The organism is Methanothermobacter crinale, assembly GCF_055397825.1.
This window is the reverse complement of record NZ_AP042450.1, coordinates 911,676-932,876: the sequence shown is the minus strand read 5'-3', so window position 1 is coordinate 932,876 and position 21,201 is coordinate 911,676. Positions and strand designations below refer to the sequence as shown.

The 21,201-nt window shown below is 40.8% G+C and carries 24 protein-coding genes, 2 tRNA genes and 1 pseudogene; 13 read left to right on the top strand and 14 right to left on the bottom strand.

Annotated features, from left to right (window positions below):
- The first annotated feature begins 107 nt into the window (after positions 1–107).
- From ACZ5XX_RS05545 to ACZ5XX_RS05530, 4 genes are all read left to right on the top strand, one after another.
- Positions 108–518 carry a hypothetical protein gene (locus ACZ5XX_RS05545; protein ID WP_464583318.1) on the top strand — a complete coding sequence of 137 codons (411 nt, stop codon included), beginning with the start codon at positions 108–110 and terminating at the stop codon, positions 516–518.
- Between the two features lie 888 nt (positions 519–1,406).
- Positions 1,407–1,826 (top strand): DUF3159 domain-containing protein, encoded by a 420-nt coding sequence (locus ACZ5XX_RS05540; RefSeq protein ID WP_464583316.1) that lies wholly within the window; start codon positions 1,407–1,409, stop codon positions 1,824–1,826.
- Between the two features lie 80 nt (positions 1,827–1,906).
- Positions 1,907–2,749 carry a phytoene desaturase family protein gene (locus tag ACZ5XX_RS05535; protein WP_464583314.1) on the top strand — a complete coding sequence of 281 codons (843 nt, stop codon included), beginning with the start codon at positions 1,907–1,909 and terminating at the stop codon, positions 2,747–2,749.
- A 49-nt stretch (positions 2,750–2,798) separates the two neighbouring features.
- Complete coding sequence (locus tag ACZ5XX_RS05530; RefSeq protein WP_464583312.1) at positions 2,799–3,302, top strand: phytoene desaturase family protein; 504 nt, start codon at positions 2,799–2,801, stop codon at positions 3,300–3,302.
- A gap of 423 nt (positions 3,303–3,725) precedes the next feature.
- Here ACZ5XX_RS05530 and ACZ5XX_RS05525 read toward each other — a convergent pair whose 3' ends face one another.
- The 4 genes and pseudogenes from ACZ5XX_RS05525 to ACZ5XX_RS05510 all read right to left on the bottom strand — a co-directional run bounded on the left by ACZ5XX_RS05525 (position 3,726) and on the right by ACZ5XX_RS05510 (position 6,510).
- The gene (locus tag ACZ5XX_RS05525; RefSeq protein WP_464583310.1) at positions 3,726–4,370 is read right to left on the bottom strand and encodes a hypothetical protein; all 645 of its coding nucleotides are present in this window, start codon (positions 4,368–4,370) and stop codon (positions 3,726–3,728) included.
- A 53-nt stretch (positions 4,371–4,423) separates the two neighbouring features.
- On the bottom strand, positions 4,424–6,151 hold the full coding sequence (locus ACZ5XX_RS05520) for a PKD domain-containing protein (protein ID WP_464583308.1): 1,728 nt from the start codon (positions 6,149–6,151) through the stop codon (positions 4,424–4,426).
- A gap of 16 nt (positions 6,152–6,167) precedes the next feature.
- A pseudogene (locus tag ACZ5XX_RS05515) lies at positions 6,168–6,323 on the bottom strand (hypothetical protein); the annotation flags it as partial.
- Positions 6,280–6,510, bottom strand: a complete 231-nt coding sequence (locus ACZ5XX_RS05510) for a hypothetical protein (protein ID WP_464583306.1) — start codon at positions 6,508–6,510, stop codon at positions 6,280–6,282. The pseudogene ACZ5XX_RS05515 and the gene ACZ5XX_RS05510, both read right to left, overlap by 44 nt.
- Before the next feature lie 182 nt (positions 6,511–6,692).
- On the opposite strand from ACZ5XX_RS05510, the gene ACZ5XX_RS05505 reads away from it, so the two are divergent.
- Positions 6,693–6,851, top strand: a complete 159-nt coding sequence (locus ACZ5XX_RS05505; protein ID WP_464583304.1) for a hypothetical protein — start codon at positions 6,693–6,695, stop codon at positions 6,849–6,851.
- A 657-nt stretch (positions 6,852–7,508) separates the two neighbouring features.
- Here ACZ5XX_RS05505 and ACZ5XX_RS05500 read toward each other — a convergent pair.
- The 3 genes from ACZ5XX_RS05500 to ACZ5XX_RS05490 all read right to left on the bottom strand — a co-directional run bounded on the left by ACZ5XX_RS05500 (position 7,509) and on the right by ACZ5XX_RS05490 (position 9,280).
- On the bottom strand, positions 7,509–8,372 hold the full coding sequence (locus tag ACZ5XX_RS05500) for a COG1470 family protein (protein WP_464583302.1): 864 nt from the start codon (positions 8,370–8,372) through the stop codon (positions 7,509–7,511).
- A 41-nt stretch (positions 8,373–8,413) separates the two neighbouring features.
- Positions 8,414–8,971 (bottom strand): hypothetical protein, encoded by a 558-nt coding sequence (locus tag ACZ5XX_RS05495; RefSeq protein ID WP_464583300.1) that lies wholly within the window; start codon positions 8,969–8,971, stop codon positions 8,414–8,416.
- Positions 8,972–9,118: 147 nt separating this feature from the next.
- The gene (locus ACZ5XX_RS05490; protein WP_464583298.1) at positions 9,119–9,280 is read right to left on the bottom strand and encodes a hypothetical protein; all 162 of its coding nucleotides are present in this window, start codon (positions 9,278–9,280) and stop codon (positions 9,119–9,121) included.
- Between the two features lie 242 nt (positions 9,281–9,522).
- Between ACZ5XX_RS05490 and ACZ5XX_RS05485 the strand changes: the two genes are divergently transcribed.
- The 3 genes from ACZ5XX_RS05485 (at position 9,523) to ACZ5XX_RS05475 (ending at position 10,737) form a co-directional block, all read left to right on the top strand.
- Positions 9,523–9,720 (top strand): hypothetical protein, encoded by a 198-nt coding sequence (locus ACZ5XX_RS05485; RefSeq protein WP_464583296.1) that lies wholly within the window; start codon positions 9,523–9,525, stop codon positions 9,718–9,720.
- Positions 9,721–9,828: 108 nt separating this feature from the next.
- On the top strand, positions 9,829–10,116 hold the full coding sequence (locus tag ACZ5XX_RS05480) for a hypothetical protein (protein ID WP_464583294.1): 288 nt from the start codon (positions 9,829–9,831) through the stop codon (positions 10,114–10,116).
- Positions 10,117–10,128: 12 nt separating this feature from the next.
- Positions 10,129–10,737 (top strand): histidine kinase dimerization/phosphoacceptor domain -containing protein, encoded by a 609-nt coding sequence (locus tag ACZ5XX_RS05475; protein WP_464583292.1) that lies wholly within the window; start codon positions 10,129–10,131, stop codon positions 10,735–10,737.
- Between the two features lie 861 nt (positions 10,738–11,598).
- Here ACZ5XX_RS05475 and ACZ5XX_RS05470 read toward each other — a convergent pair.
- Complete coding sequence (locus tag ACZ5XX_RS05470; RefSeq protein ID WP_464583290.1) at positions 11,599–12,279, bottom strand: heparan-alpha-glucosaminide N-acetyltransferase; 681 nt, start codon at positions 12,277–12,279, stop codon at positions 11,599–11,601.
- Between the two features lie 160 nt (positions 12,280–12,439).
- Between ACZ5XX_RS05470 and ACZ5XX_RS05465 the strand changes: the two genes are divergently transcribed.
- The 4 genes from ACZ5XX_RS05465 (at position 12,440) to ACZ5XX_RS05450 (ending at position 14,933) form a co-directional block, all read left to right on the top strand.
- Positions 12,440–12,513, top strand: a tRNA-Gly gene (locus ACZ5XX_RS05465).
- A 2-nt stretch (positions 12,514–12,515) separates the two neighbouring features.
- Positions 12,516–12,589, top strand: a tRNA-Gly gene (locus ACZ5XX_RS05460).
- A 139-nt stretch (positions 12,590–12,728) separates the two neighbouring features.
- The gene (locus tag ACZ5XX_RS05455; protein ID WP_464586250.1) at positions 12,729–13,769 is read left to right on the top strand and encodes a hydroxymethylglutaryl-CoA synthase; all 1,041 of its coding nucleotides are present in this window, start codon (positions 12,729–12,731) and stop codon (positions 13,767–13,769) included.
- Positions 13,770–13,781: 12 nt separating this feature from the next.
- The gene (locus ACZ5XX_RS05450) at positions 13,782–14,933 is read left to right on the top strand and encodes an acetyl-CoA acetyltransferase (RefSeq protein WP_464583288.1); all 1,152 of its coding nucleotides are present in this window, start codon (positions 13,782–13,784) and stop codon (positions 14,931–14,933) included.
- Between the two features lie 24 nt (positions 14,934–14,957).
- On the opposite strand, the gene thsA is transcribed toward ACZ5XX_RS05450, so the two are convergent.
- Entirely contained in the window at positions 14,958–16,589 is a 1,632-nt protein-coding gene (thsA, locus tag ACZ5XX_RS05445; RefSeq protein ID WP_464583286.1) for a thermosome subunit alpha, read from the bottom strand.
- Positions 16,590–16,917: 328 nt separating this feature from the next.
- On the bottom strand, positions 16,918–17,103 hold the full coding sequence (locus ACZ5XX_RS05440; protein WP_464583284.1) for a hypothetical protein: 186 nt from the start codon (positions 17,101–17,103) through the stop codon (positions 16,918–16,920).
- 531 nt (positions 17,104–17,634) lie between these two features.
- Between ACZ5XX_RS05440 and ACZ5XX_RS05435 the strand changes: the two genes are divergently transcribed.
- Positions 17,635–18,213 (top strand): flavodoxin family protein, encoded by a 579-nt coding sequence (locus ACZ5XX_RS05435; RefSeq protein ID WP_464583282.1) that lies wholly within the window; start codon positions 17,635–17,637, stop codon positions 18,211–18,213.
- A 1-nt stretch (position 18,214) separates the two neighbouring features.
- Here the strand turns inward: ACZ5XX_RS05435 and ACZ5XX_RS05430 are convergent, their stop codons facing one another.
- From ACZ5XX_RS05430 to dapB, 4 genes are all read right to left on the bottom strand, one after another.
- Positions 18,215–18,733: a hypothetical protein gene (locus tag ACZ5XX_RS05430; RefSeq protein ID WP_464583280.1), complete on the bottom strand. Its 519-nt coding sequence runs from the start codon at positions 18,731–18,733 to the stop codon at positions 18,215–18,217.
- Positions 18,734–18,759: 26 nt separating this feature from the next.
- Positions 18,760–19,224, bottom strand: a complete 465-nt coding sequence (locus ACZ5XX_RS05425) for a phosphatase PAP2 family protein (protein ID WP_464583278.1) — start codon at positions 19,222–19,224, stop codon at positions 18,760–18,762.
- 99 nt (positions 19,225–19,323) lie between these two features.
- On the bottom strand, positions 19,324–20,370 hold the full coding sequence (gene asd, locus ACZ5XX_RS05420; protein WP_464583276.1) for an aspartate-semialdehyde dehydrogenase: 1,047 nt from the start codon (positions 20,368–20,370) through the stop codon (positions 19,324–19,326).
- A gap of 5 nt (positions 20,371–20,375) precedes the next feature.
- The gene (gene dapB, locus ACZ5XX_RS05415) at positions 20,376–21,197 is read right to left on the bottom strand and encodes a 4-hydroxy-tetrahydrodipicolinate reductase (protein ID WP_464583274.1); all 822 of its coding nucleotides are present in this window, start codon (positions 21,195–21,197) and stop codon (positions 20,376–20,378) included.
- Positions 21,198–21,201: the final 4 nt, after the last annotated feature.

Below are 21,201 nucleotides of genomic sequence, written 5' to 3'. Positions count from 1 at the left end.
GGTTACGTTCAAATTTGCTATCGCAAACTACATATCCCCGGAACGTTGTCCAAGATTGCGAACCTGCAAAAAATTTAAATTCAATTATCCAAATAGAGGAGATACAAATGAAGTGGAAAAATTCATTAATGGCATTTGAGGAAGATATAAAAGACAGAAGTTGGTTAGAATGGTTAAAGGCACATACTTCTGGCTTCAAACCTTTACACAGATATGAAGGAATTCTAGAGCTTAGCAATGAAGAGTTAATTTTCGATGGAAAAGATGTAAAAGAGAATAAGGAATTCCAACTGAAGATACCTTTAAGGAATATAATAGATGTTCATTACGGTTTTGATGAAGTTTTCAAAGGAAGAGAAGAAAGAGCATGGCCATGGAACAAACCATTAAGAATAAGATATCAATTTGAGAACAAGGAGAGAACAATATATCTATTCGCCCATTTTCATCATAAAAAGGGGATAAGGACGTCTGATAACAAAGAACTGTACGAAGGACTAAAAGAAGTAATGGAATGAAAATCAACAAGCTCACGACATTCCGCTTTGTTCCAATGCTTTCGTACTCAGACAACAGAGCGCTATATGAAATTGGGCTTGCGGTGGCTTAAAAAAGAATAAATTTATGATATGTTATGGATATGAAAAAGAGGGACGGGAGATAAATTTTGGATGAATGGATTTTTAAGCTTTTTAGGGCCCCTTGGATTTGAAGCTTTCAAATTGCATAATCCTTTGTATTTATTCCTGTTTTTTTGCATTCTTTGTTCATTTCAAATATCTCAAAGATGGGCTCAAATATTTGGGTTTGCTTGGCGTGATTGGATTAATCGTGGCAATCCTTGGGGGTTATAGGAGTAGTGGAGGTGTAAAAGATAGTTGAAAATAAAGTGTATATAGCATTCGGGATAATTGGATTAATTTTAGTGATTACCGGTGCTATAGTAACAATCTCGAAAGAAATGGGGATGGCTTGGGCTCTCTGGTAGTGGAATCGCCATTATATGGATAAGCTAAAGTGTATCATAGGAACAAGCATGAAAGAAAATGATGCGACCACTCCCGCCCGAGTCCTACCAACTTTGTTGGTCCGGTACTTCACGCTCGAACAACAAGTGGATATATGGCTTATAGTGCTCGTCCAAATTTGCCTTAACGGGCAAACTTCACATACCCCTGGGAGGTTATACACAATCGTTCATGGTGTAAAGGAAATTTAAAGGAAGCGTAAAAATGGAAGGTTTAGGCGATAAAAAAATGCCCGGTATGCTTTATATACTTATTTCATTTATTCCATAGATCCTTTACTGGGTATTGTGTGGTATGGGCAGCTATGCCGGTATAGTCATTCCTCTTGTGATTTCCTTATTTTTTATCATTCCTCAAATCCGCAAAAGAGAGTTCAATTTGATGGATGTTACTTCCGTTCTCTATTTCAGCATAGCGAGCGCTGCTACATTTATCTTCAAATTAAACATGTTTGTTGAACATAGTGGTTTTATTGGCTATTTTGTTCTATTTCTAATGGCCTTGATTTCACTTGTCATCAAACGACCGTTCACTTTCCAGGTTTCGAAAAAGGATTATCCTAAGATCTATTGGAAGGACAAATCGTTCTTGGCTATAAACAGCCAGATAACCATAGTCTGGGCAGGGATATTCCTATCAAATGCAATCTTATTTCTGCTCCTTGCCAAACCTTTCACAGTAGTCCTCTCAAACATTTTAATCGTCATTGGCATAATCTTTTCAATTGTTTTCCCTTTGAAAGCACCTGCCTATTTCGTTTCAGAAGAATTCAAGAAATATGACTGGAGGGTAATGTAAATCTCCAAGAGCCTAAGAAAGAAGATGAGTATGATGTCATAATCGTTGGTTCGGGTATAGGAGGTTTAACATGTGGCGCTTTGTTCTCAAAAAGAGGATACAAGGTTTTAGTTTTAGAACAGCATTTTCAAGTTGGAGGCTACTGCTCATCTTTCAAAAGGAAGGGGTTTGTTTTTAACACCGGGGTGGAGGATGTAAGCGGGTTGTGGGAAAAAGGCCCTCTTATTTATCTTTTACGAGAACTTGGACTGAAAAAAGAAGATTTGTTTGTGAAAAACACAAGAAAGTATATTTTCAAAGGGAAAGACATAGAAGTGCAGAATCTTGAAGAGTTTATAAGTCTGCTCTCGAAAATGTTCCCAGCTGAAAAGAAGAATATTTCTGCTTTCTTCAGGGAGGCTAAAGAAGCTTATGTTGAATGTTATAAAGATACAACCTACGGAACTCCTTTACCTGCCGAATTAATCGTGAAGGTCCTCGGAGATAGGAAGCTTCTATATTATCCAAAGGAGCATCCTCATTTTTACGATTGGATGAACAAAACCTACAAAGAGAAGCTTGACGAATATTTCAAAGACGAGAATTTAAAGGCGCTGCTCTGCGCATTATTGGGTTATCTTGGGACAGAGCCCGAAAAAACTCTTGCAAGCAGCGCACTCACTGCATGTGTCTCATATTACCTATATGGCGGCTATTTCCCAAAAGGAGGTGCACAACGGTTTGCTGACAGCTTAAAGTGTTTCATTGAAAACCACAACGGTAAAGTCATGGTTAGGCATAAAGTAGATAGAATACTGGTTGAAAGCGGAGAAGTTAAAGGAGTAAAAGTTGGAGAGAAGATTTTAAAGGCTCCAATAATTGTAGCCAATGCAAATGCTAAAACCACATTCCTAGAGCTTGTCGGAGAAAAACAACTTGGATAGTAAATTTGTTGATTATATAAAAGGGTTAAAAATGTCACCTTCTGCCTTTATGGTATTCTTAGGTGTAGATATAGATCTATCAAACTATCCAACACTTATCAAAAACCTGGATAAAAGTATTGATATAATCATTAACTCAAATGCTGACCCAAATCTGGCCCCAAAGAACAAATCAAGCGTCACAATAATAACGGGAGAAAACTACCACAATTTTCCAGAAAGAAGAACAAAAGAGTATTCACAGAAGAAAAAAGAGATGGCTGAAATGCTAATTCAGAAAGCCGAAAAAGTCATTCCTGAATTGAGCAAGCACATAATCGTTCAAGATGCAGCAACCCCAAAAACATTTGAAAGATACACATCAATGCCCGAAGGAGCCCTATATTCCTTCGATCAATCAATTGAAGTTAAAAGACCATATTTCAAAACACCGATAAAAGGTTTGTATTTAGCGAGTGCCTCAACTTTCCCAGGCGGAGGAATAGAAGCAGCCGCAATGTCGGGAATGATCTGTGCAAACGATATATGTAATTGGGAACTTAAGACGCCATGAACGAACTCTCTGCTTGGCTTCGGTACTTTCGTATTCAACATGAGGATATGTGGCTTCGACTTCAACTATCCCACAAGGGCAAAAACTTTGAACCCCCCATAAAGGGTGACACTCAAATATGTAGGCTCTATAGAGATCATGCAAGAACTAAGATACCACCAAACACATAAACTTGATCTACTATAATCCCAGAATCTGAAAGAATTAATAAAGTTTTACAAGCGCTACGTTTAAAGTGGCTAAGCTTTACCAACATATCGCATCATGTCGAAATATGATCAACATGGCTTTGTTGCCCCTTGAAAACGCATAAAATAATACCATGAATTCACATCAGTGCTCTGGATACTAGGACTTGGAGGGACAAAGACCGCACTTCAGAAATTCATTTAAACGCATCAGGATCACGAGCATGTTCAACCACTACAAGCCAGAAGGGCCACTCAGTGACCAGTGGAATACTTTAACCTGGACTATTATCCAGATTATCCTTGTGATTATGAGGAGTATTATGCCGACAATAATCGCCCTCAAAACTTCGCGTCGCGTGCTAAGGTAATTCCCTTTTAATCCTGGCATTTTATCAGGGAAAAGATAATATGTCGCGATAAACAGGCCAAGAGACAACATGAACAAACCCCAGGCCACATCCCCTTTAAACATGCCAACAACACCCCTTATAACCATGAAGGCAGAGAAAAGGAGTGAGAAACAGAAGTATCCCATAATTGGGTATCCTTTCCCATCCCATTCCCCTCTGAAGGTGTCACCCCTCAAAAAGGACACAAAACCAATATACTCCACGAGGATTACAAGAGCAACCACTCCTGGCACTATCTTAGGAGCGAAGACAAAGCAAAGACCCGCCGAAAGGAGAAAAAAAGGGAGAAGGACAACCATGAAGCCGAACGAGAAGGCTCTGGGCGTCCCTACACCACCTTTTTTTGGTTTTTCTCCTGTAACTCTCTCATAGAATCTATTTAGACGGTCCTCTCCAACAATAACCAAGGAAATCAAATATATAGTGAGGCTTAGACCCACTGCGATCATCACTCCCTCTGATGACATGATTTTTCACTTTCTCTCTATTTTTATATGTTTTTTGATTGTAAGCTGCAGGTTTAGTTATGGGGTGAACTTTCTAGCGAGTGTATAACTGATGATATTCCACTACCTTTAACCCATGATTTAACTGTGTTCTCTATTGCTTCTTTCCCATCCTCTCCGAGAGTTGCCTTGACTATAGCTGTTTTACCGCCAAAGACTGTTATAAATCTCATCGATTGTCTGACTCCCGTGTCAGTGATTATTTTAAATGGTGAGGCTCCTATTGGCGCCTTGAAAAAGACTGCAGAACCCACTGTAGCCGCAAAATCAAGCCAATTAACAGGATTGAGCGGATCATCGAATAAACCAGACGCATCAGCTGCAAAAATCAAGCCCCCTGTAATAAGCGCTCCTGCTACAATGCCTGTTAGCGGTCCTCCTGCTGCTGCCGCTACCATTAGTCCAGCTGTTATTAGTATTCCGGCTGCTGTAGCTTCAGTTGATGATTTTAGAAATTGTCCAAGCCAACTGTTTACTTTGTTTGTTAGTTGGTCGTGGTAGCAGTAGCAGTAGTCTGCTGTGGCTCCTCCAAGGCCATAGAAGTTGTCTTTAACTTCACCTGTAACAGTGTTGATTGTCAGGTTGATGCCTGGTAATCCCTCGACTTCAAGGTATAGTTTTTCTTGGTCGAATGTTATTTGGAGTTCTTTGCCGTTGAGTATTGCTTGTGTTATCATTTGGATGCTTGAGTTGGTGTTTTGTCCTGTGAAGCTTAGGGTTAATTGTTCGATTAGTGGCTGGTATAATCCTCTGAGGAAGTTGAAGGCTTCTATTTGGCCTCCAGTGGCTTCTATTCCCAGTTTCTGGTCTGGGATGTGTGTGTATGCTGTCCAGGCGTCTGTTATCCCTGCCTGTATGATTGTTGGTTTTGTCCGGGCCCATGTTGTGTTGCATTGTTTTGCTAGTTCGTCTGCCAGTTTGTCGTGTAGCCATATTGTTGTCAGGCTTGTTAGGAATGTTCCATAGGCTGCCTTTAATGGTCCTGGCTCGTATACCCTCCTGGTCCAGTCCTTTATAGCCTCATCCGTGACCTTGGATGTGACTATGGTGAATGTTATCAGTTTTTCGAATCCGCCCATGTTGTCATAGTATATTTTTTCGTTGCGGGTGACCTGCAGGTTGTTGCATTCTAGTCCTACTGTGGTGGGGGTTCCAGGGGTCCAGTCATAGAAGTAGTATTTTCCTTTGATTTCGCCGTCCTGTATTATCCCCACTTCTTCTACTCCTGGTTCACCTGCTTCTTTGAAGTAGGTGCTTATCCAGTTGATGCCATTGTGCAGTGGTAGGTTTATCTGTCCTGGATATTGTAGCCAGTTGCCTGTTGTGTTTATGGTGAGTTTTGCCTGGATTGGCTCGGGGAGTATTGTGATGGTTGTTGTTTTTGTATCGGTGATTCCATAGCCCTGGATTGTTAATTTTATGGTGTATGTTCCTGGCTGGTAGGTGTGGGTTGGGTTCTTTTCTATGCTTTTACTCCCATCTCCAAAGTCCCAGGTTCTGGATTGCGTGCTTCCTGTGCTTTTATCTGTGAATTGTACTCTGTAGTTTTGTATGTTGTAGCCGATGCTGGCCTGTGGCTTCGCCACAACCCCTTCTATCCCTGTGATTTTCACGATTGTTACGTAGTTTGGTAGTCTTCCTGCTGTGTTGTGGAATTTTATTATTCGGGCGTAGGCGTATATTAGGCTTTGGTAGTTTATTTTTTCCGATTGTTGTTGTGGCGTAATTCGGTGATCTTCCATTAGCCTCCATGTACTTTTTGATGTTTTGTGCTGTTTGCAGGTACTCTTGTTTTGTAAGTTTTCCTTTTGCTGTAATGCTAGGGGGGTTTGGCGCTGGCCTATAATTATTAATAGTTACTGCTGCTTTCCTATTGACATTCAAGTTTATTGTTGTGGTCGTTGCAGCATACATAATCATCTGCTTTCAGGGTCTTGTTCTCTATTATGACCTGTTGTGGTATTTTGCCATGCTGTTCTGTATAGGTTTTGATTAATTTGGAGGCGTCGGAGATTTCATTGTAGTTGAGAGTGACCGCCCCAGCATTTCCTATAAGGCAAAGGCAGAGAACAGCTACCAGGATGAATGCAAACCGTCTCATAGGAAACCACCTCCCAGAATACCGATCTCCACAGAAACAATAATATTAATTATGGGTATAAAACGATTACTATTATCGTGAGATAGAAAAACATTTTAATGATAATTATCCATTTTAATAATAATGTGTTACTATGTTAAAGCTTGGCATGAAATACTCATACTAGGTGACTACCATGAAACGTGAAGAAAAACAAACATAGGAATCTCCGCAGGGAAACAGCCATACTAGCATGGAATATTCAACCACGAAAGTTATTCCAGAAGAAGATGCAACCAGACCCAAGACATTTACATAAGCAAATATTCGTCGAAACAATAACAGGATCTACAAATCTTTGATTTTTTTCAAATGAAGATTCATTTTGTTTGCTGGAAAGATTATGAATAAGCCTTTTGTTAGAATAGTCCTCTATTGTCATCAAGGATTTGCTGTAATTGGACGCGATTTTATACTTCCTGCCTTCAAAATTTATAATTTGTATTCACCGTTTAGTTCTATTTGCCCCTTAATCCAAGTACTTGTTCCTCTTTTGGCTGCCACTCCCCCATGGAATGTTCTTCATGGAAAGCCTTGGAAATGTTTCAATAGCATAGATAATTCTATTAGCCGCCTAAACTTTGTCCTTTTCTTCGCAAAAACGAGAAAACCTTCCATGCTACTTTTTAACCTGTAATTTCTGAATATTAATTTGCGAGCTTATCAAAATTCGTGAACAGACCCACTTGTATTGATAAGTAGGTAAGGTTCTATATAATGATCATCGCAAGATAGATTAATGAGTTGGTGAGAGGACTTGCTGGGGATTTAAACCTTGCCTTGAGAGAGTAATGCCTCTTCTAGCTGAGCTGCGAACATCTTTATCCTAGTTTCTTTCGATTATTTTTTCTCTCCGTTTTTGCCCAAAAGGATCATTTCGGAAAAATTTGAATATCCTATTTAATGGAAGGTAAAGGTCGCCCTACATATAAATGTTCCTTTATTTTTCTCTTTCTATTTTAATTAATTTTTATAGGTATCTTTTTTCTTCTGAGGAATTTTAGGATGATTAGTAGGATTATTAGTATTACAAGCCATCCTGGTATCACTATGACTTGGCTTGTGGTCTCAAGCGGCTTTTGCGGGTTGTATCTTCCATACTCTATCTTTGCATCTGCACCATATACTCCAAGATCCCATAAGCCAGGTCGCCATGTGATAATGTCAGTGTAGTTGTCTCCTGGGTAGACCCCTCCAGTAGAGTTGATTTTGGCTGTGTTGAACCATCCATTCAACGTTATTGTCCCTGTGAAATTCTGGTAAGTGTTACCAGTATTTTTAAGTGTATACTTAAATTCTCCAGGTAAAGGTGTTACAATAACGAGTGGGGCTTTGAAATTTTCGAGTTTGAGGGATTCTTTGATGGGCCCTGGCAATCCAATAACGATAGGAACTATGACCTCTGCGCCTTGCATTATAACAAATTGCGCCCCTCCACCTTTAGATTGTGGTGTTGTCTTTGGTGTTGCCCTTATAACCAAAGCTCCTACTGCATCCCTATAATTGTAATTTGATGGCACATTCACCTCAAAATGGACATCCTTATATTCCCTTGGTTTTAAGGTGAATCTTGTCTCCTTGACTTTTATCCAATCAGAGGCGCCACCATCAACAAGTAATAGGTGTATTTTATCCTTCAGGATCCTTTTTTTGTCAATGGTAACTTCTATTGTTTCATTCCCAAAATTTGTCACTGTGACCTTCCCAGAAAAATGGCTAGTATTCTTTATTTCGAATCGTGGTGGTGAAGCAAGCAAACTCACAGCAGAAACAGAAGACAACAAAAACAACAATAATATCAAAGTTACAACTACCCTTCTCATAATCTTCACCTCAAAAAATAAAGAAATGGGAAGATTATATTTTATGGTGATGATGGTGCTGTTCCACCTGCCTGGACAGCTGCATGGTATATTGTTGTTGTGTAAAGTCCTGGTCGTGCTCCAAGTGGCACAGTCAAGTAGAGGTCAACAGGCACCGTAAGGCTTCCGAGGTGTTCTGGCGGACCCCAATTTCCTAACACTTGCACATACGTTGTTGTAAATGATGTCTTGGCGACACTTGCACCATAATCAGCATACTTAAGATTACTTATGGTTATATTGTTAGTTCCGTTTGTTAAGTTACCTGAAGCTCTTACATAGAGGTCTATGGCCACATTAGAATAACTGTGAACCTCCTCAGCAGTGTTTCCACCTTGCCATTCTTTTTCAACATTGTCTGCAGGTAAGTTGCCTAAGTCTATTGTGCCGTTTTCTGCGCTATTCCATGTAGCTGTGATTGCGACTGTCTCAGTAACATTGGCCTGTAAAGTTTGTGTGGCTGATTCTGAGACTTGTGCGTTTACTGGCTCATAATAGGCCATGCCAACAATGAGCATTATTATCCCGGCCAGTAATAGTATTGGTAGAAAGTCTTTCATTCAAATCTACTCCTGACAAAAATACACTGTGCTTCACAAAAAAAAAAAGATTAAAGTGGGGATTGTCACTGGTTTATAAAATTTTCGTTCTATGAGGGGAAGGATAATATTTAATGGTGGAGCCCCCCAAAACTTTGTTTTCGATATCTATGGGTGAAGAGGTGGTTTTTTGGTGGATTCTGTTGTCTTTGCAAGGCGTCTTTCAATCTTTCTTGCAATGCTAATAGTGGGACTTTCACCCATTGCATTTTTGATTGGGGGGATTGTTGTTGGTATGGCATTTTTTGCCGTTGGCTTCTCAATAGTCATCCTATACTTTAATCAAAGAAAACCTCTAATTTACTCTTTCTTTTATTATATTGGCTGTTGTGACCTGTTCTTCTCCTTCAAGGGATCTTGTTTTCCATGTATGATTTTTTTGTTTTTTTTCTTGTTCAGACTTTATGGTTTTGGCCAGATCCTTGGATATTTTGGGGGGTATAATAGCATATTGTACAATTGTATTTTATCTAACTGGCTTGTTTCCTTCTCCAGCTTTTTGGGTGCCGTTTTTGGATGGTTTGTTGCATTTCTTGGCCGCTATAAGCATATTATCGGTTTATCCAAGTGAGGGTGTTATAGTGCCGCTTCATTCAAAATATGCTGGTGGTTATATGGCAAGGGGCCTGATACTCTTACTTGTAATGGTTATCGCCATCATAGGACCTATTATGAATATCCTTAAGGGGACAGTTACCATTTCAAAGTGAAATACTCCTTCTCGTCATGGCATTAGCCATTTGTGTCATCATGATTAGTGTTGCTGTTGAGCGCCTTAACAAGATGGATCAGAGAGGGCGAAATTTCACCAAGAAGCCTTGGATGCATGGCATTTCTTCAAGGGTGTTGTAGAAAACCTAGAAGATGCTATAGCGGTCTTGGACAAGGAAGGAAATGCAATATACAAGAATAAGCGGATGAAAAAGATAAACTTCAAAATCCAAGACCACTGGAAAAAACCTCCAAAAACCCCAATCCACATCAACCGGATAGATAACCGGTACTTTACTGGTTGGATCATCCCCCTCTACAAAAAAATCTATAATATTCTTAACAGAAATAACAGACATTATAACACAAAAACAACTAGAAGAAAGTATAAGTGAAAAAATGCTCTTTTGAGGGAATTGCACCATCGCGTAAAAAAACAACCTGCAAGTCATAATAAGCCTACTAAACCTCCAAGCCCAAAAGGCGGCCAAAAAAAAAACAAAAAAGCCCTACTCGAAGCCCAAAACCGCATAAAATCAATGGCACTCATACACGAAACACTCTACGAAACCAAAAAACACAAAATAAACATGCAAAAATACACAGAAAAACTCAAAAGCCAGCACAAAGACATAAAATTTGAAATAGACTGCAGGAGAGAATTCAACCTAGAAACCAGCATACCACTAGCCATACTCATCAATGAACTACTCAAGATCCCTCAACAAAAAACCCACACAGATAAAAAAATAGAAATCAAAAAATACAAAAAAAAGATACCAATTAATCATAACAGACAACGGAACATTCACCGGGGGGGGTCGAAGACCTCACTTATAAAAGCATTAACCCAACAACTTGACGGAATACTACAAACCAAAAACAACCAGACCATCATAACATTCAAAGAACTAAAATACAAAAAAAAAAAGAATATAAACAAGATAAATTGCCCAGAGAAAATGAGCGATCACGATCAGCTTCCATTCACAAAAATAAGCTATCAGAATAAATAAAGAGAAGTCTATAAGCTCCATTCATCATATGAACAAGATGTTACCAAGCGATCAAAAGGTAAACATCCTAAAACGGAACATGTCATGGAAACCCAATAGATCGACGTCGGTTTTAGACAAACATGATATTGCTACTATCTACTCGGAGAGCATGCCGATGAACTTAAAAAGGCAGAAAATGAATTAAGGATTGGCTCAGTTTTCTGACAGATTATTTCAAAGAACAACTTAGATCCAAAACAGTACGCGTTAAGGTACAACGATTACAATGAAAGAAGAAAAATTTGGATTTAGAAAGGTGAAAAAATGGTAATTTCTTCAGAGGAATTAAAATCTATTGTTAACCTTGTTCGCAAAATTAAAATGGAAATAAACGAATTCTATGGCTAACTTGAAATTCTATCCAACGATTGGTCAAAGATGTAAAAGAAAGCAGAAAAGAAGCAAAACATGGTGGACTTTACAATTGGGGAGAATCCAAAAAATATAGTTATAATTGCAAAATTCACCTCATTAAAGAAAGCAAAAAAGCCCAGGGGAGCCAAAAAAAGGACTGAAAGAGGGTGGCTTTGAAAAATCCTAGAAGATCCCAAAAAAAGAAAAATTGGGATACCAACTAAAAGAATGCAGAACCGAGAGTTAGCAAATTTAGAACGATTTATGAAATTCTTGGCAAAGATGTAATATTTCATGCATTGAACATAGAAAGGCTTATAAACCATAACTTACGGGTTAACTACGACTTCCCAGGGATTCAATATAGATCATCTCAAGCTACTCTAAAACAAGAAAAACAAAAATGGTGTGATCCTTGGAAAGGTTTCTTACAAGACCTGGTTAAAGTTTTTTCCACAAGATCCATTAAAAGGTTCTGACCATGAATAGAATGGCCATGAGAATAGGTTGGTGGATGAAGTATATGAAGAGTGAATGCCTTCCAAGGAACGCTAGAAACTTCACGATCTTATAACTTGAGAAATCTTTTAGGGGAAATCTTCTTTTATAGTTCTTGTATAGTTTACCAGCAGTATATATACCAAGGGAGACCACACCCATCCATGGTAGGATAGGAAAATAGTCGAGTGTATAGAAGTTTCGTGGGATGATACCAAGCCAGAAAAGATAACCGATATCAAATCTTTGATTTAGGAGGAAAAGACCCGCTGCTATGAATAAAATGGCTAATGGGAGATTTAATTTTTCATGACGTAGTAAAGGATAACTGAGTATTATTGCAACTCCTATAAAATGCAGAACCCCAAATATTATATAACCTTCACCGATCACCAGCCAGGTTACAATAGTGATGATAAAAGCATATGATAATATCCTTAAACCCCTCTTAACATACTTTAAAATGAGCGAACTTTCATATCTGGAGAGTATACTTCGCATATAACTGAGCTTGAGAGATGTTCCCACAAGGAATATGAAAATGAAGGCTGTTAACCTCCCGAAAAACCATAAAAGGCCGCCTTGGATATTGAGTGATACTATTCCAAAATAGTTAAGATCAAATAATAAGTGAAAGGTTATCATCATCAAAACTGCGATTCCCCGGAGCACATCCACCTCCCAAAACCTATGATATAGTCTCTGAAGCGACATCATAAACCCATTTATACCCTCCAGGATAATATAAGTGGTTCCTGATCAAAAATTTTATATACGATAAAGTTATTGATAATAGTCTAGAGGTTATGCGGCGTTAGTCCAGCCTGGTTAAGACACTGGCCTGCCACGCCAGCGACCCGGGTTCAAATCCCGGACGCCGCATTGCGGTTGTAGTCTAGTCTGGTTAGGACTCGGGCCTTCCAAGCCCGCGACCCGGGTTCAAATCCCGGCAACCGCATGTACTCGTTCTTCACAATGATTAAAATTTTTTCTTCTTGTTATTTGTTCCGAAAAGTCGGAAGAAAAAAGTTTATAAACTTATAGGGGAATGTTAAAATAAAAATTTTATTCTTGGATGAGAAGAGGTTGTGATGTTCATGGCTGGAATCGTTGGATATGGAGTTTACATCCCACTATATCGTATAAAAATTGAAGAAATAGCAAAGGTTTGGGGAGACGACCCCCAAACAATCATGAAGGGTCTGATAATCGAAGAAAAGTCTGTACCAGCCCCTGACGAGGATACCGCAACTATATCTGTAGAAGCCGCAAAACACGCCCTGAAAAGGGGTCGGATAAACCCTGATAAGATAGAAGCAATATACGTGGGCTCGGAATCGCACCCATATGCCGTGAAGCCAACCGCGACAATAGTGGCTGAAGCCATAGGGGCAACACCAAATTTAACAGCAGCTGACCTTGAATTCGCATGCAAAGCAGGCACAGCCGGAATACAAGCATGTCTAGGTTTGGTTGAGGCTGGGATAATAGATTACGGTCTTGCAATAGGAGCCGACACCGCCCAAGGAGCACCAGGTGACGCCCTAGAATATACTGCATCAGCAGGAGGCGCAGCATACATCATAGGAGAAAAAAGCCTACTAGCAGAGATAGAATCCACCTACAGTTTCACAACCGACACACCCGACTTTTATAGGAGGGAAGGCATGCCATACCCCCGCCATGGTGGCAGATTCACAGGAGAACCCGCATACTTCAAACATGTGATAAACGCTGCAAAGAACATAATGAAAAAAGAAAATCTTAAAGCATCTGATTTTGATTATGCAGTATTCCACCAACCCAATGGCAAATTTTACCTTAAAGCAGCTAAAAAATTAGGTTTCAAAACAGAACAAGTAAAACCTGGACTCTTAACCCCCAAGATAGGTAACACATATTCAGGTGCAACGCCCATCGGACTTGCAGCAACACTAGACATAGCGAAACCAGGAGACATGATATTAGCAGTATCTTATGGTTCCGGTGCGGGAAGCGACGCCTTCATAATCAGAGTAGAAGATGGGATAGAAGAAAAAAGAGAACTTGCACCAAAGGTTCAGGAAATGATCAAAGAAAAGACATACGTAAACTACGCATTATATACAAAATTCAAAGAAAAACTCAAAATGGCTTAAAGGTGATGTAAAATGAGAGATGTTGCGATTATCGGAGTATCACAGACAAAATTCGGCGAACTATGGGACATATCATTCAGGGACCTTATCACAGAAGCTGGATTAGAAGCTATCGAAGATGCAGGGATCGGAGGAGCCGACCTAGAAGCAATGTACATTGGGAACATGTCAGCAGGACTATTCATTAAACAAGAGCACATAGCCTCCTTAATAGCAGACCATGCAGGACTCACACCCATCCCAGCTACTAGAGTAGAGGCTGCTTGTGCTTCAGGGGGCCTCGCACTCAGAAGCGGTATAATGGCCATAGCATCAGGCTACCATGACATAGTCCTCGTAGGTGGAGTTGAAAAGATGACAGACGTCGTTGATCCAACCCCGGCAATAGCAACGGCGTCTGACCAAGAATGGGAGGCCCAACAAGGGGTTACATTCCCCTCACTTTATGCTATGATGGCCCGCCGCCACATGTACGAGTACGGGACAACAAGAGAACAACTCGCAATGGTATCAGTTATAAATCATGAAAATGCTGCTAGGAATCCGAAAGCCCACTTCCCAATGGAGATCACAGTAGAACAAGTTTTAGATTCTAGTATGGTTGCAAGTCCACTAAGATTGCTTGATTGTTCGCCCATATCTGACGGCGCATCCGCCATAATATTATGTCCAGCTGAAAAAGCGAAGGAATACACCGACACACCAGTTTATGTGAAGGCTTCGGCACACGCTTCAGGGACAATAGCATTACATGACAGAAAGGACATCACAAGGATCGACGCAACCGTACACGCGGCAAAAAAGGCCTTTAAAATAGCGGGTATAGGGCCGAAGGACATTGATGTGATCGAAGTCCATGACTGTTTCAGCATTAATGGTATACTCGCAATAGAAGATCTTGGATTTGTCAAAAAGGGTGAAGGGGGGCTTGCATTCGAAGAGGGTTTAACATGTCGTGATGGTGACATTCCATTCAATCCATCTGGCGGGCTTAAAGCAAGGGGCCATCCACTTGGTGCAACTGGCATAGCCCAAGCTGCAGAAATAGTATGGCAACTAAGGGGAGAAGCAGGTAAAAGACAAGTAGAAGGTGCTGAGATAGGATTAACACATAATATAGGGGGTACTGGTGGAACAGCTGTTGTACATATACTCTCAAGATAAAAAAAGAGAAAATTTGAGGAGGATTTACATTGGTGGCATTCCGCCTTCCATTCCCTCCATTCCTTCTTCTTCTCCGCCTTCTTCACCTGCAGCGGCTATGACATCGTCTATTCTTAGTATCATCTCTGCTGCTTCCGCAGCTGACTGTATAGCCTGTTTCTTGACTCTGTGCGGTTCTAGTACTCCTGCCTCTTTCATGTCAACCACTTCACCCTCAAAAACATTTAAACCCATGTATGGTGACTCTTCATGAGCCGCTCTTAAATCTACGAGAGTGTCAATACTGTCAAGACCAGCATTCTCAGCCAAAGTCTTAGGAACAACCTCAAGGGCCTCTGCAAAAGCAGCCACAGCCAACTGCTCCCTGCCACTAATAGACTCACTATAATCCTTAAGCCTCTTAGCAATCTCAACCTCAGGAGCTCCACCACCAGCAACAACCTTCCCATCCTCAACTGTCGCCGAAACAACACCAATAGCGTCTTCAATGGCTCTTTCCACTTCACTTACGACGTGTTCTGTAGATCCTCTTACGAGTATGGTGACTGCCTTGGGTTCTTTGCATTCTTCTACGAATATCATTTCTTCTCCTGAAATTTTCTTCTCCACGACTCTCCCCGCATTTCCAAGGTCTTCTTCGCTGAGATCTTCGATGTTCGTGACTATTTTTGCACCGGTTGCCTTTGAGAGTTTCTCGATGTCTGATTTTTTAACTCTCCTGACGGCTAGCACTCCAGCCTTTGCTAAGTAGTGTTGTGCTAAATCGTCAATGCCTTTTTGACAGAATAGTACGTTAACTCCTGTGCTCACTATCTTGTCGACCATGTCCTTTATCATTTTTTCTTCTTGTTCGATGAAGGCTTGCATCTGTGAAGGATCTGTTATTCTTATTTCAGCGTCGACTTCTGTTTCTTTGACTTCGATTGGACAGTTGAGTAATGCTATTTTCGCGTTTTCAACTTTCTTCGGCATGCCTGGGTGTACTCTTTCCTTGTCGATTATCACTCCTTGGACTAGCATTGAGTCGTCCACGCTGCCGCCTTCTTTCTTTTCTATCTTTATGTGGTCCTTGTCTACTTCCCCGTTCTCTTCTACTTGTTTAACAGCCTCTACAACAAGTTCGGCTAGTGGTTTTCTGGCTTTTTCCGTCCCTTTCCCTGTCATCGCTGTCATGGCGACTTTTACTAACGTGTCTTTATCGCTTGCGCTTATTGCTATAGAGTCTAGGATTTCTTGGGCTTTTTTGGCTGCTTGCCTGTAACCCATGGCTATTATGGTGGGGTGTATGTCCATGTCAAGTAATTCCTCAGCTTTTTTCAAAAGGTCTCCAGCTATTGTGACTGCTGTTGTTGTCCCATCCCCTACCTCGTCTTCTTGTGTTTTAGCAACTTCTACCAGCATTTTAGCGGCTGGATGTTCTATGTCCATCTCTTTTAGGATTGTGACACCATCATTTGTTACCACAATATCCCCTAGGGAGTCTACAAGCATCTTATCCATTCCCTTAGGGCCTAAAGTTGTTCTAATAGTTTCTGCCAATACTTTCCCTGCTAATATGTTCATCCTCTGGGCGTCTCTTCCAAGGTATCTACTTGTACCTTCAGGTAGGATGAGAACTGGTTGTTGTTGTTGTTGTCCTCCAGTCAATTGTGCCATGTAATCACCTCAATATAATATTTGCAATTATCCATGGGTTAGAGGTTCTATAAATATTTTACGGTCTTTTTAGTTATAAGTAAACTAACCCGCCCTTATGGACAGAGCTTCATGAGAAGGCCTGCCCAACAACCGGTGGATTCACACCGACACCACCTGGATATCCTCACAGATCCCCCAAATTTTTCCAACGTATCTAAAGCCCCCGTCAACGTCCGCATTCAACACTACCGCACTTCATGCAAATTATACAAAAATCTATGCCTTCCTCTTGATATTACCAATCCTCGCCAAGACAATACTTGACGATGCAATTCACCCGCCTGATTCATATTATGAAGGGAGTTCCACTGGCAAAAACATCTTGCAAAGTTATCCAGTCCAAAATCCATCCCCCAAATTTAAACTTACTTTCTCTGACTCTGCTTTGTATACATATTTCAAAATATAATGCCCTGTAAATTTCCTTGTCCACAAATGTGGAAGGGCTTGAACTTTGAATATCTATCATCAATACTCTTTAACAAAATTTAACCCATTTCCACCCCCATTGCGCACCCCCCAAGGGGGTCCTACAAGTAACAAGAAAATCATGAAATTTACTCCTTTGAGGGGAAGCCTCTTCAGAAAGAATGAGAACCCGAAAAGTATTTGTAGTCATATAAAAATAACGTAATCATGAAAAAAAAACTTTAGAGGTGTTCATTCCGGCTCCTCTACAAGTCCGATGGGGCTGGTAGGCAAGTGATGAAAGTCAAGTTTGCCAACACCCCCCCAAAAAAAGAAGGATGTGCCAACTTAATAGACAAGTGGTTTTCCCCATCCCATGCGTGGCTGGGAGGCGGATTATAATGCCTCCCTAAAAATCTGGAATATGGGGGGACAGGGACGGTCCCCAGAAAGCTTGTGGAGAAGGAGACCCCATCATCACTATGAAAGGATTATAAAGGGTGGGTTCTCCCCATGGGGTAGGAAGCCCCCCCATTGTAAGTGTGGTGTGGGGTGTTCACAAGCTCCTCATAAATTAAATGAAGGACGTGATCTTATGCCAAGGATAATAGGGATAGTTGGAAGTCCGAGGATTAATGGTAACACAAGCTTCCTCGTCAAGGAGGCTTTAAGTGCAGCGGAAAAAAAGGGTGTTGAAACAGAACTTATAAAACTTGCAGAACATGATATAAGCCCATGTAGGGCGTGTGACACTTGCTTAACAGGTGAATGTCCAATAGAAGATGATATTCCCATGATCTTAAAGAAACTAGAAGCAGCTGATGGTATCATAATAGGCAGCCCAGTCTACTTTGGTAATGTGACAGGGCAAACAAAAATTTTCATGGATAGGACAAGACCCTTAAGAATAGACTTCAGATTAAAGGATAAAGTAGGCGGGGCAATAGCAGTTGGGGGTTCAAGAAACGGCGGACAAGAAACAACATGTAACGCAATCCACAATTTCCTATTAATACATGAGATGATAGTTGTGGGAGATGCTTCACCAACAGCACATTATGGTGGAACTGGGGTTGGACGCGGAGAAAAAGACTGTGAAGAGGACGAATTCGGCATAGAAACATCCAGGAACCTTGGAAAGAAGGTTGCAGAGCTTGTCGCGAAAATCATCTAGTCTATTTTTCAATTTTTTCCCAGAGTATATCATCACCTTTATTATAAGATCTTAAATAGCCTTTTCTTTCAAGGTTCCGAAGGATCTGTAACATGTTTTCATATTTCAAATCCTTGAACCCTATATCTTGTATGAAAGAATGTAATTTTTCCGTGGTGGCCTTCTCCTCTGGTAATAACCTGTAAATTTGTGACTGGAATGATGTAAGATCCTTTTTAGGCTTCGCTGTCAACTTGTCAAAGTATCCTTTTATCTTCTCCAATTCCTGGATTTGGGCTTCCTTTTCACTTAAAATCTTATTCAGATTCTCTATGACTTTGTCCTTTTCCTTTAAAAGTTTTTCAAACTCCATTATATGTTCATCTTTTTTTGCCAATTCTTCCTTTAATTTTTCCAGTTTCTCACTTTCGTCCCTTCTTTTTTCGCATTTTTCAAGTTCGAGTTCCAATTTACTTATCTCGAGCATGCATGCCTTCACAAGACGCCTCAATTCTTCCTTTTCTGAATCTTTAAGAAACATGTTAATCACTTGAAAAGAATCACTGATTATCCCTTCTGATATTTATCCTTCACGGACTTAAAAAGTTTTTCTTCAATCCTAAGGGAAACTAAGGCGCATAACATCCCAAGTAGGCCCCCCAAGACAACATCTGATGGATAATGTAAACCCATATAAATTCTAGAAATCCCAACTAGAACTGCTAATGATAGGAAAATAGGAAGCCTACCATAATTTACTCCTATGATTAGAAATCCGCTAAAAGAGGCTGTAGTATGGCCTGAGGGTAAAGAATAACCCCCAGCGATGGTAGAGATCCTCACCCATTCTATAACCTCGAATGGGCGGGGAACTTGGAAGACGGCTTTTAAAAGCTCGCTTAAAAAATAGCCTAAAAAGAGGGCTAAAAGGCATGTGAAAGCCGTTCTCTTACCCTTCTCACCCAAAAAGAGGAGTATTATGGATATGCTTATCCAGAATATTCGGGTCCCTGCAAATGTTATAATTGGCATTAAAAAGTCAAAAAAGGGATTGCGGACTTGAATATTAAAAAAATAAAGTAATGAAAGGTCTATATGATGTAGACCCTCCAGCAGCCCTTCGAACATTTTCTAAAATATTATCTCATTTATTAATTCCGCATTTAAGATTGATGCACCTGCAGCTCCACGTATCGTATTATGGCCAACTAGCACATACCTCAAACTATTCTCAAATGCAGCATCCATACGCAGCCTACCAACTGTAACAGCCATCCCATTGGATTCGTCTCTGTCCAAGCGTGGCTGTGGCCTGTCCTCATCTTCCCTCACAATTATTGGTTTTTCAGGGGCGGAAGGCAACTCCAACTTCTGTGGTATCCCCTGGAATTCATCCATGATCCTTTTTATATCATCAATTTCAAACTCTTCCTCAAGCTCTATGAAGACGGCTTCTGTGTGCCCATCAAGTACAGGAACCCTATGACAGGATGCGCTTATACCAAACTGGGCGGGGGTGACCTTTCCCTCCTCCAATTCCCCAAGGAGATGGAGTGTCTCCGTCTCTATTTTCTCCTCCTCGCCCCCAATATAGGGGACTATGTTATCTATGATAGCCATTGATGGGACTCCATTGTATCCCGCGCCTGAAACAGCTTGCATAGTAGCTACATAGACCCTCTTTATGGTGTACTGATCATGGATAGGCTTCAAAGTTAATGTAAGGGCTATTGTAGTACAATTCGGGTTTGTGACTATGAAACCATCCCATCCGCGCTCCCTTTGCTGAACTTCTATAAGGTCTAGGAAGTCGGGGTTAACCTCTGGTATGACTAATGGCACATCAGGCTCCATCCTCATCGCACTAGCATTTGAAGCCACCACATACTTTTCTGCGAACTTTGGCTCCACTTTCGCGGCTATATCAGGAGGTAGAGCTGAGAATAATATGTCAACATCTCCAACCTTGGAAGGGTCTGTTCTCACAACTTTTATATCTTTAACTGATTCTGGCATTTTACTTTGAAGATACCACTTAGCAGCTTCTTCGTAAGGTTTTCCCTCGGAACGGGGGGAAGCTGTAAGCACCTTAACTTCAAATTCAGGGTGTTTATCTAAAAGTTCTATGAAGCGTTGTCCGACCATTCCAGTCGCGCCTAAGACTCCCACATCAACCATTATAATCACCTGATCCCCAATACATCCTTCATATCTGATATTTTACCAGGTTCTGCCTTCTCTATGAACCTAAGGGCTCGGATAACACCACCAACAAAGGCTTCTCTACTATGTGCCCTGTGGATCACTTCAAGTCTTTCACCTTCACCAGCGAAAAGCACTATATGGTCTCCTACTATATCACCAGCCCTTATAGCATGTACTCCTATCTCATCATCTGATCGTTCACCTATAAGACCCCTCCTACCATATACGCTCACATTATCAGGGTCTCTACCAGTAGTGGCTGCTATTATCTCCAATGCCCTTAGAGCGGTTCCTGATGGTGCATCCTTTTTATGTTTGTGGTGTGCTTCCATGATCTCAACATTATAATCTGGTAAGAGCTTTGCAAGCTCCTCAAGTACCTTAAAGAAGACATTAACACCCACAGCCATGTTAGGCGCGATGATGGCCTTAACATTCCCTTCTTTAATGTCCTTTTCAATCTTTTCTAATTGTTCGGTTGAGAAACCTGTTGTCCCAACCACGAGGTTGACGCCAAGCTTTGAAGCTTTCTCTACAGTATTTACCGCCGCATCCGCTATTGTGAAATCAACAACTACGTCAGGCTTTGAAGCCTTAAGGGTCTTCTCTAGTTCCTCTGCGGGCGCTACCTTAACGCCAATTGGACCTATACCTATAATCTCGCCAACATCCTTTCCTTTAAATGGTGTGTTAGGTGCTTCTATAGCCGCCACTACTTCCATGCCATCTTCTCTTGTTATCCTCTTCACGATCTTTGAACCCATCCGGCCACAGGCACCGCTTACCGCTACCCTGATCATGTCA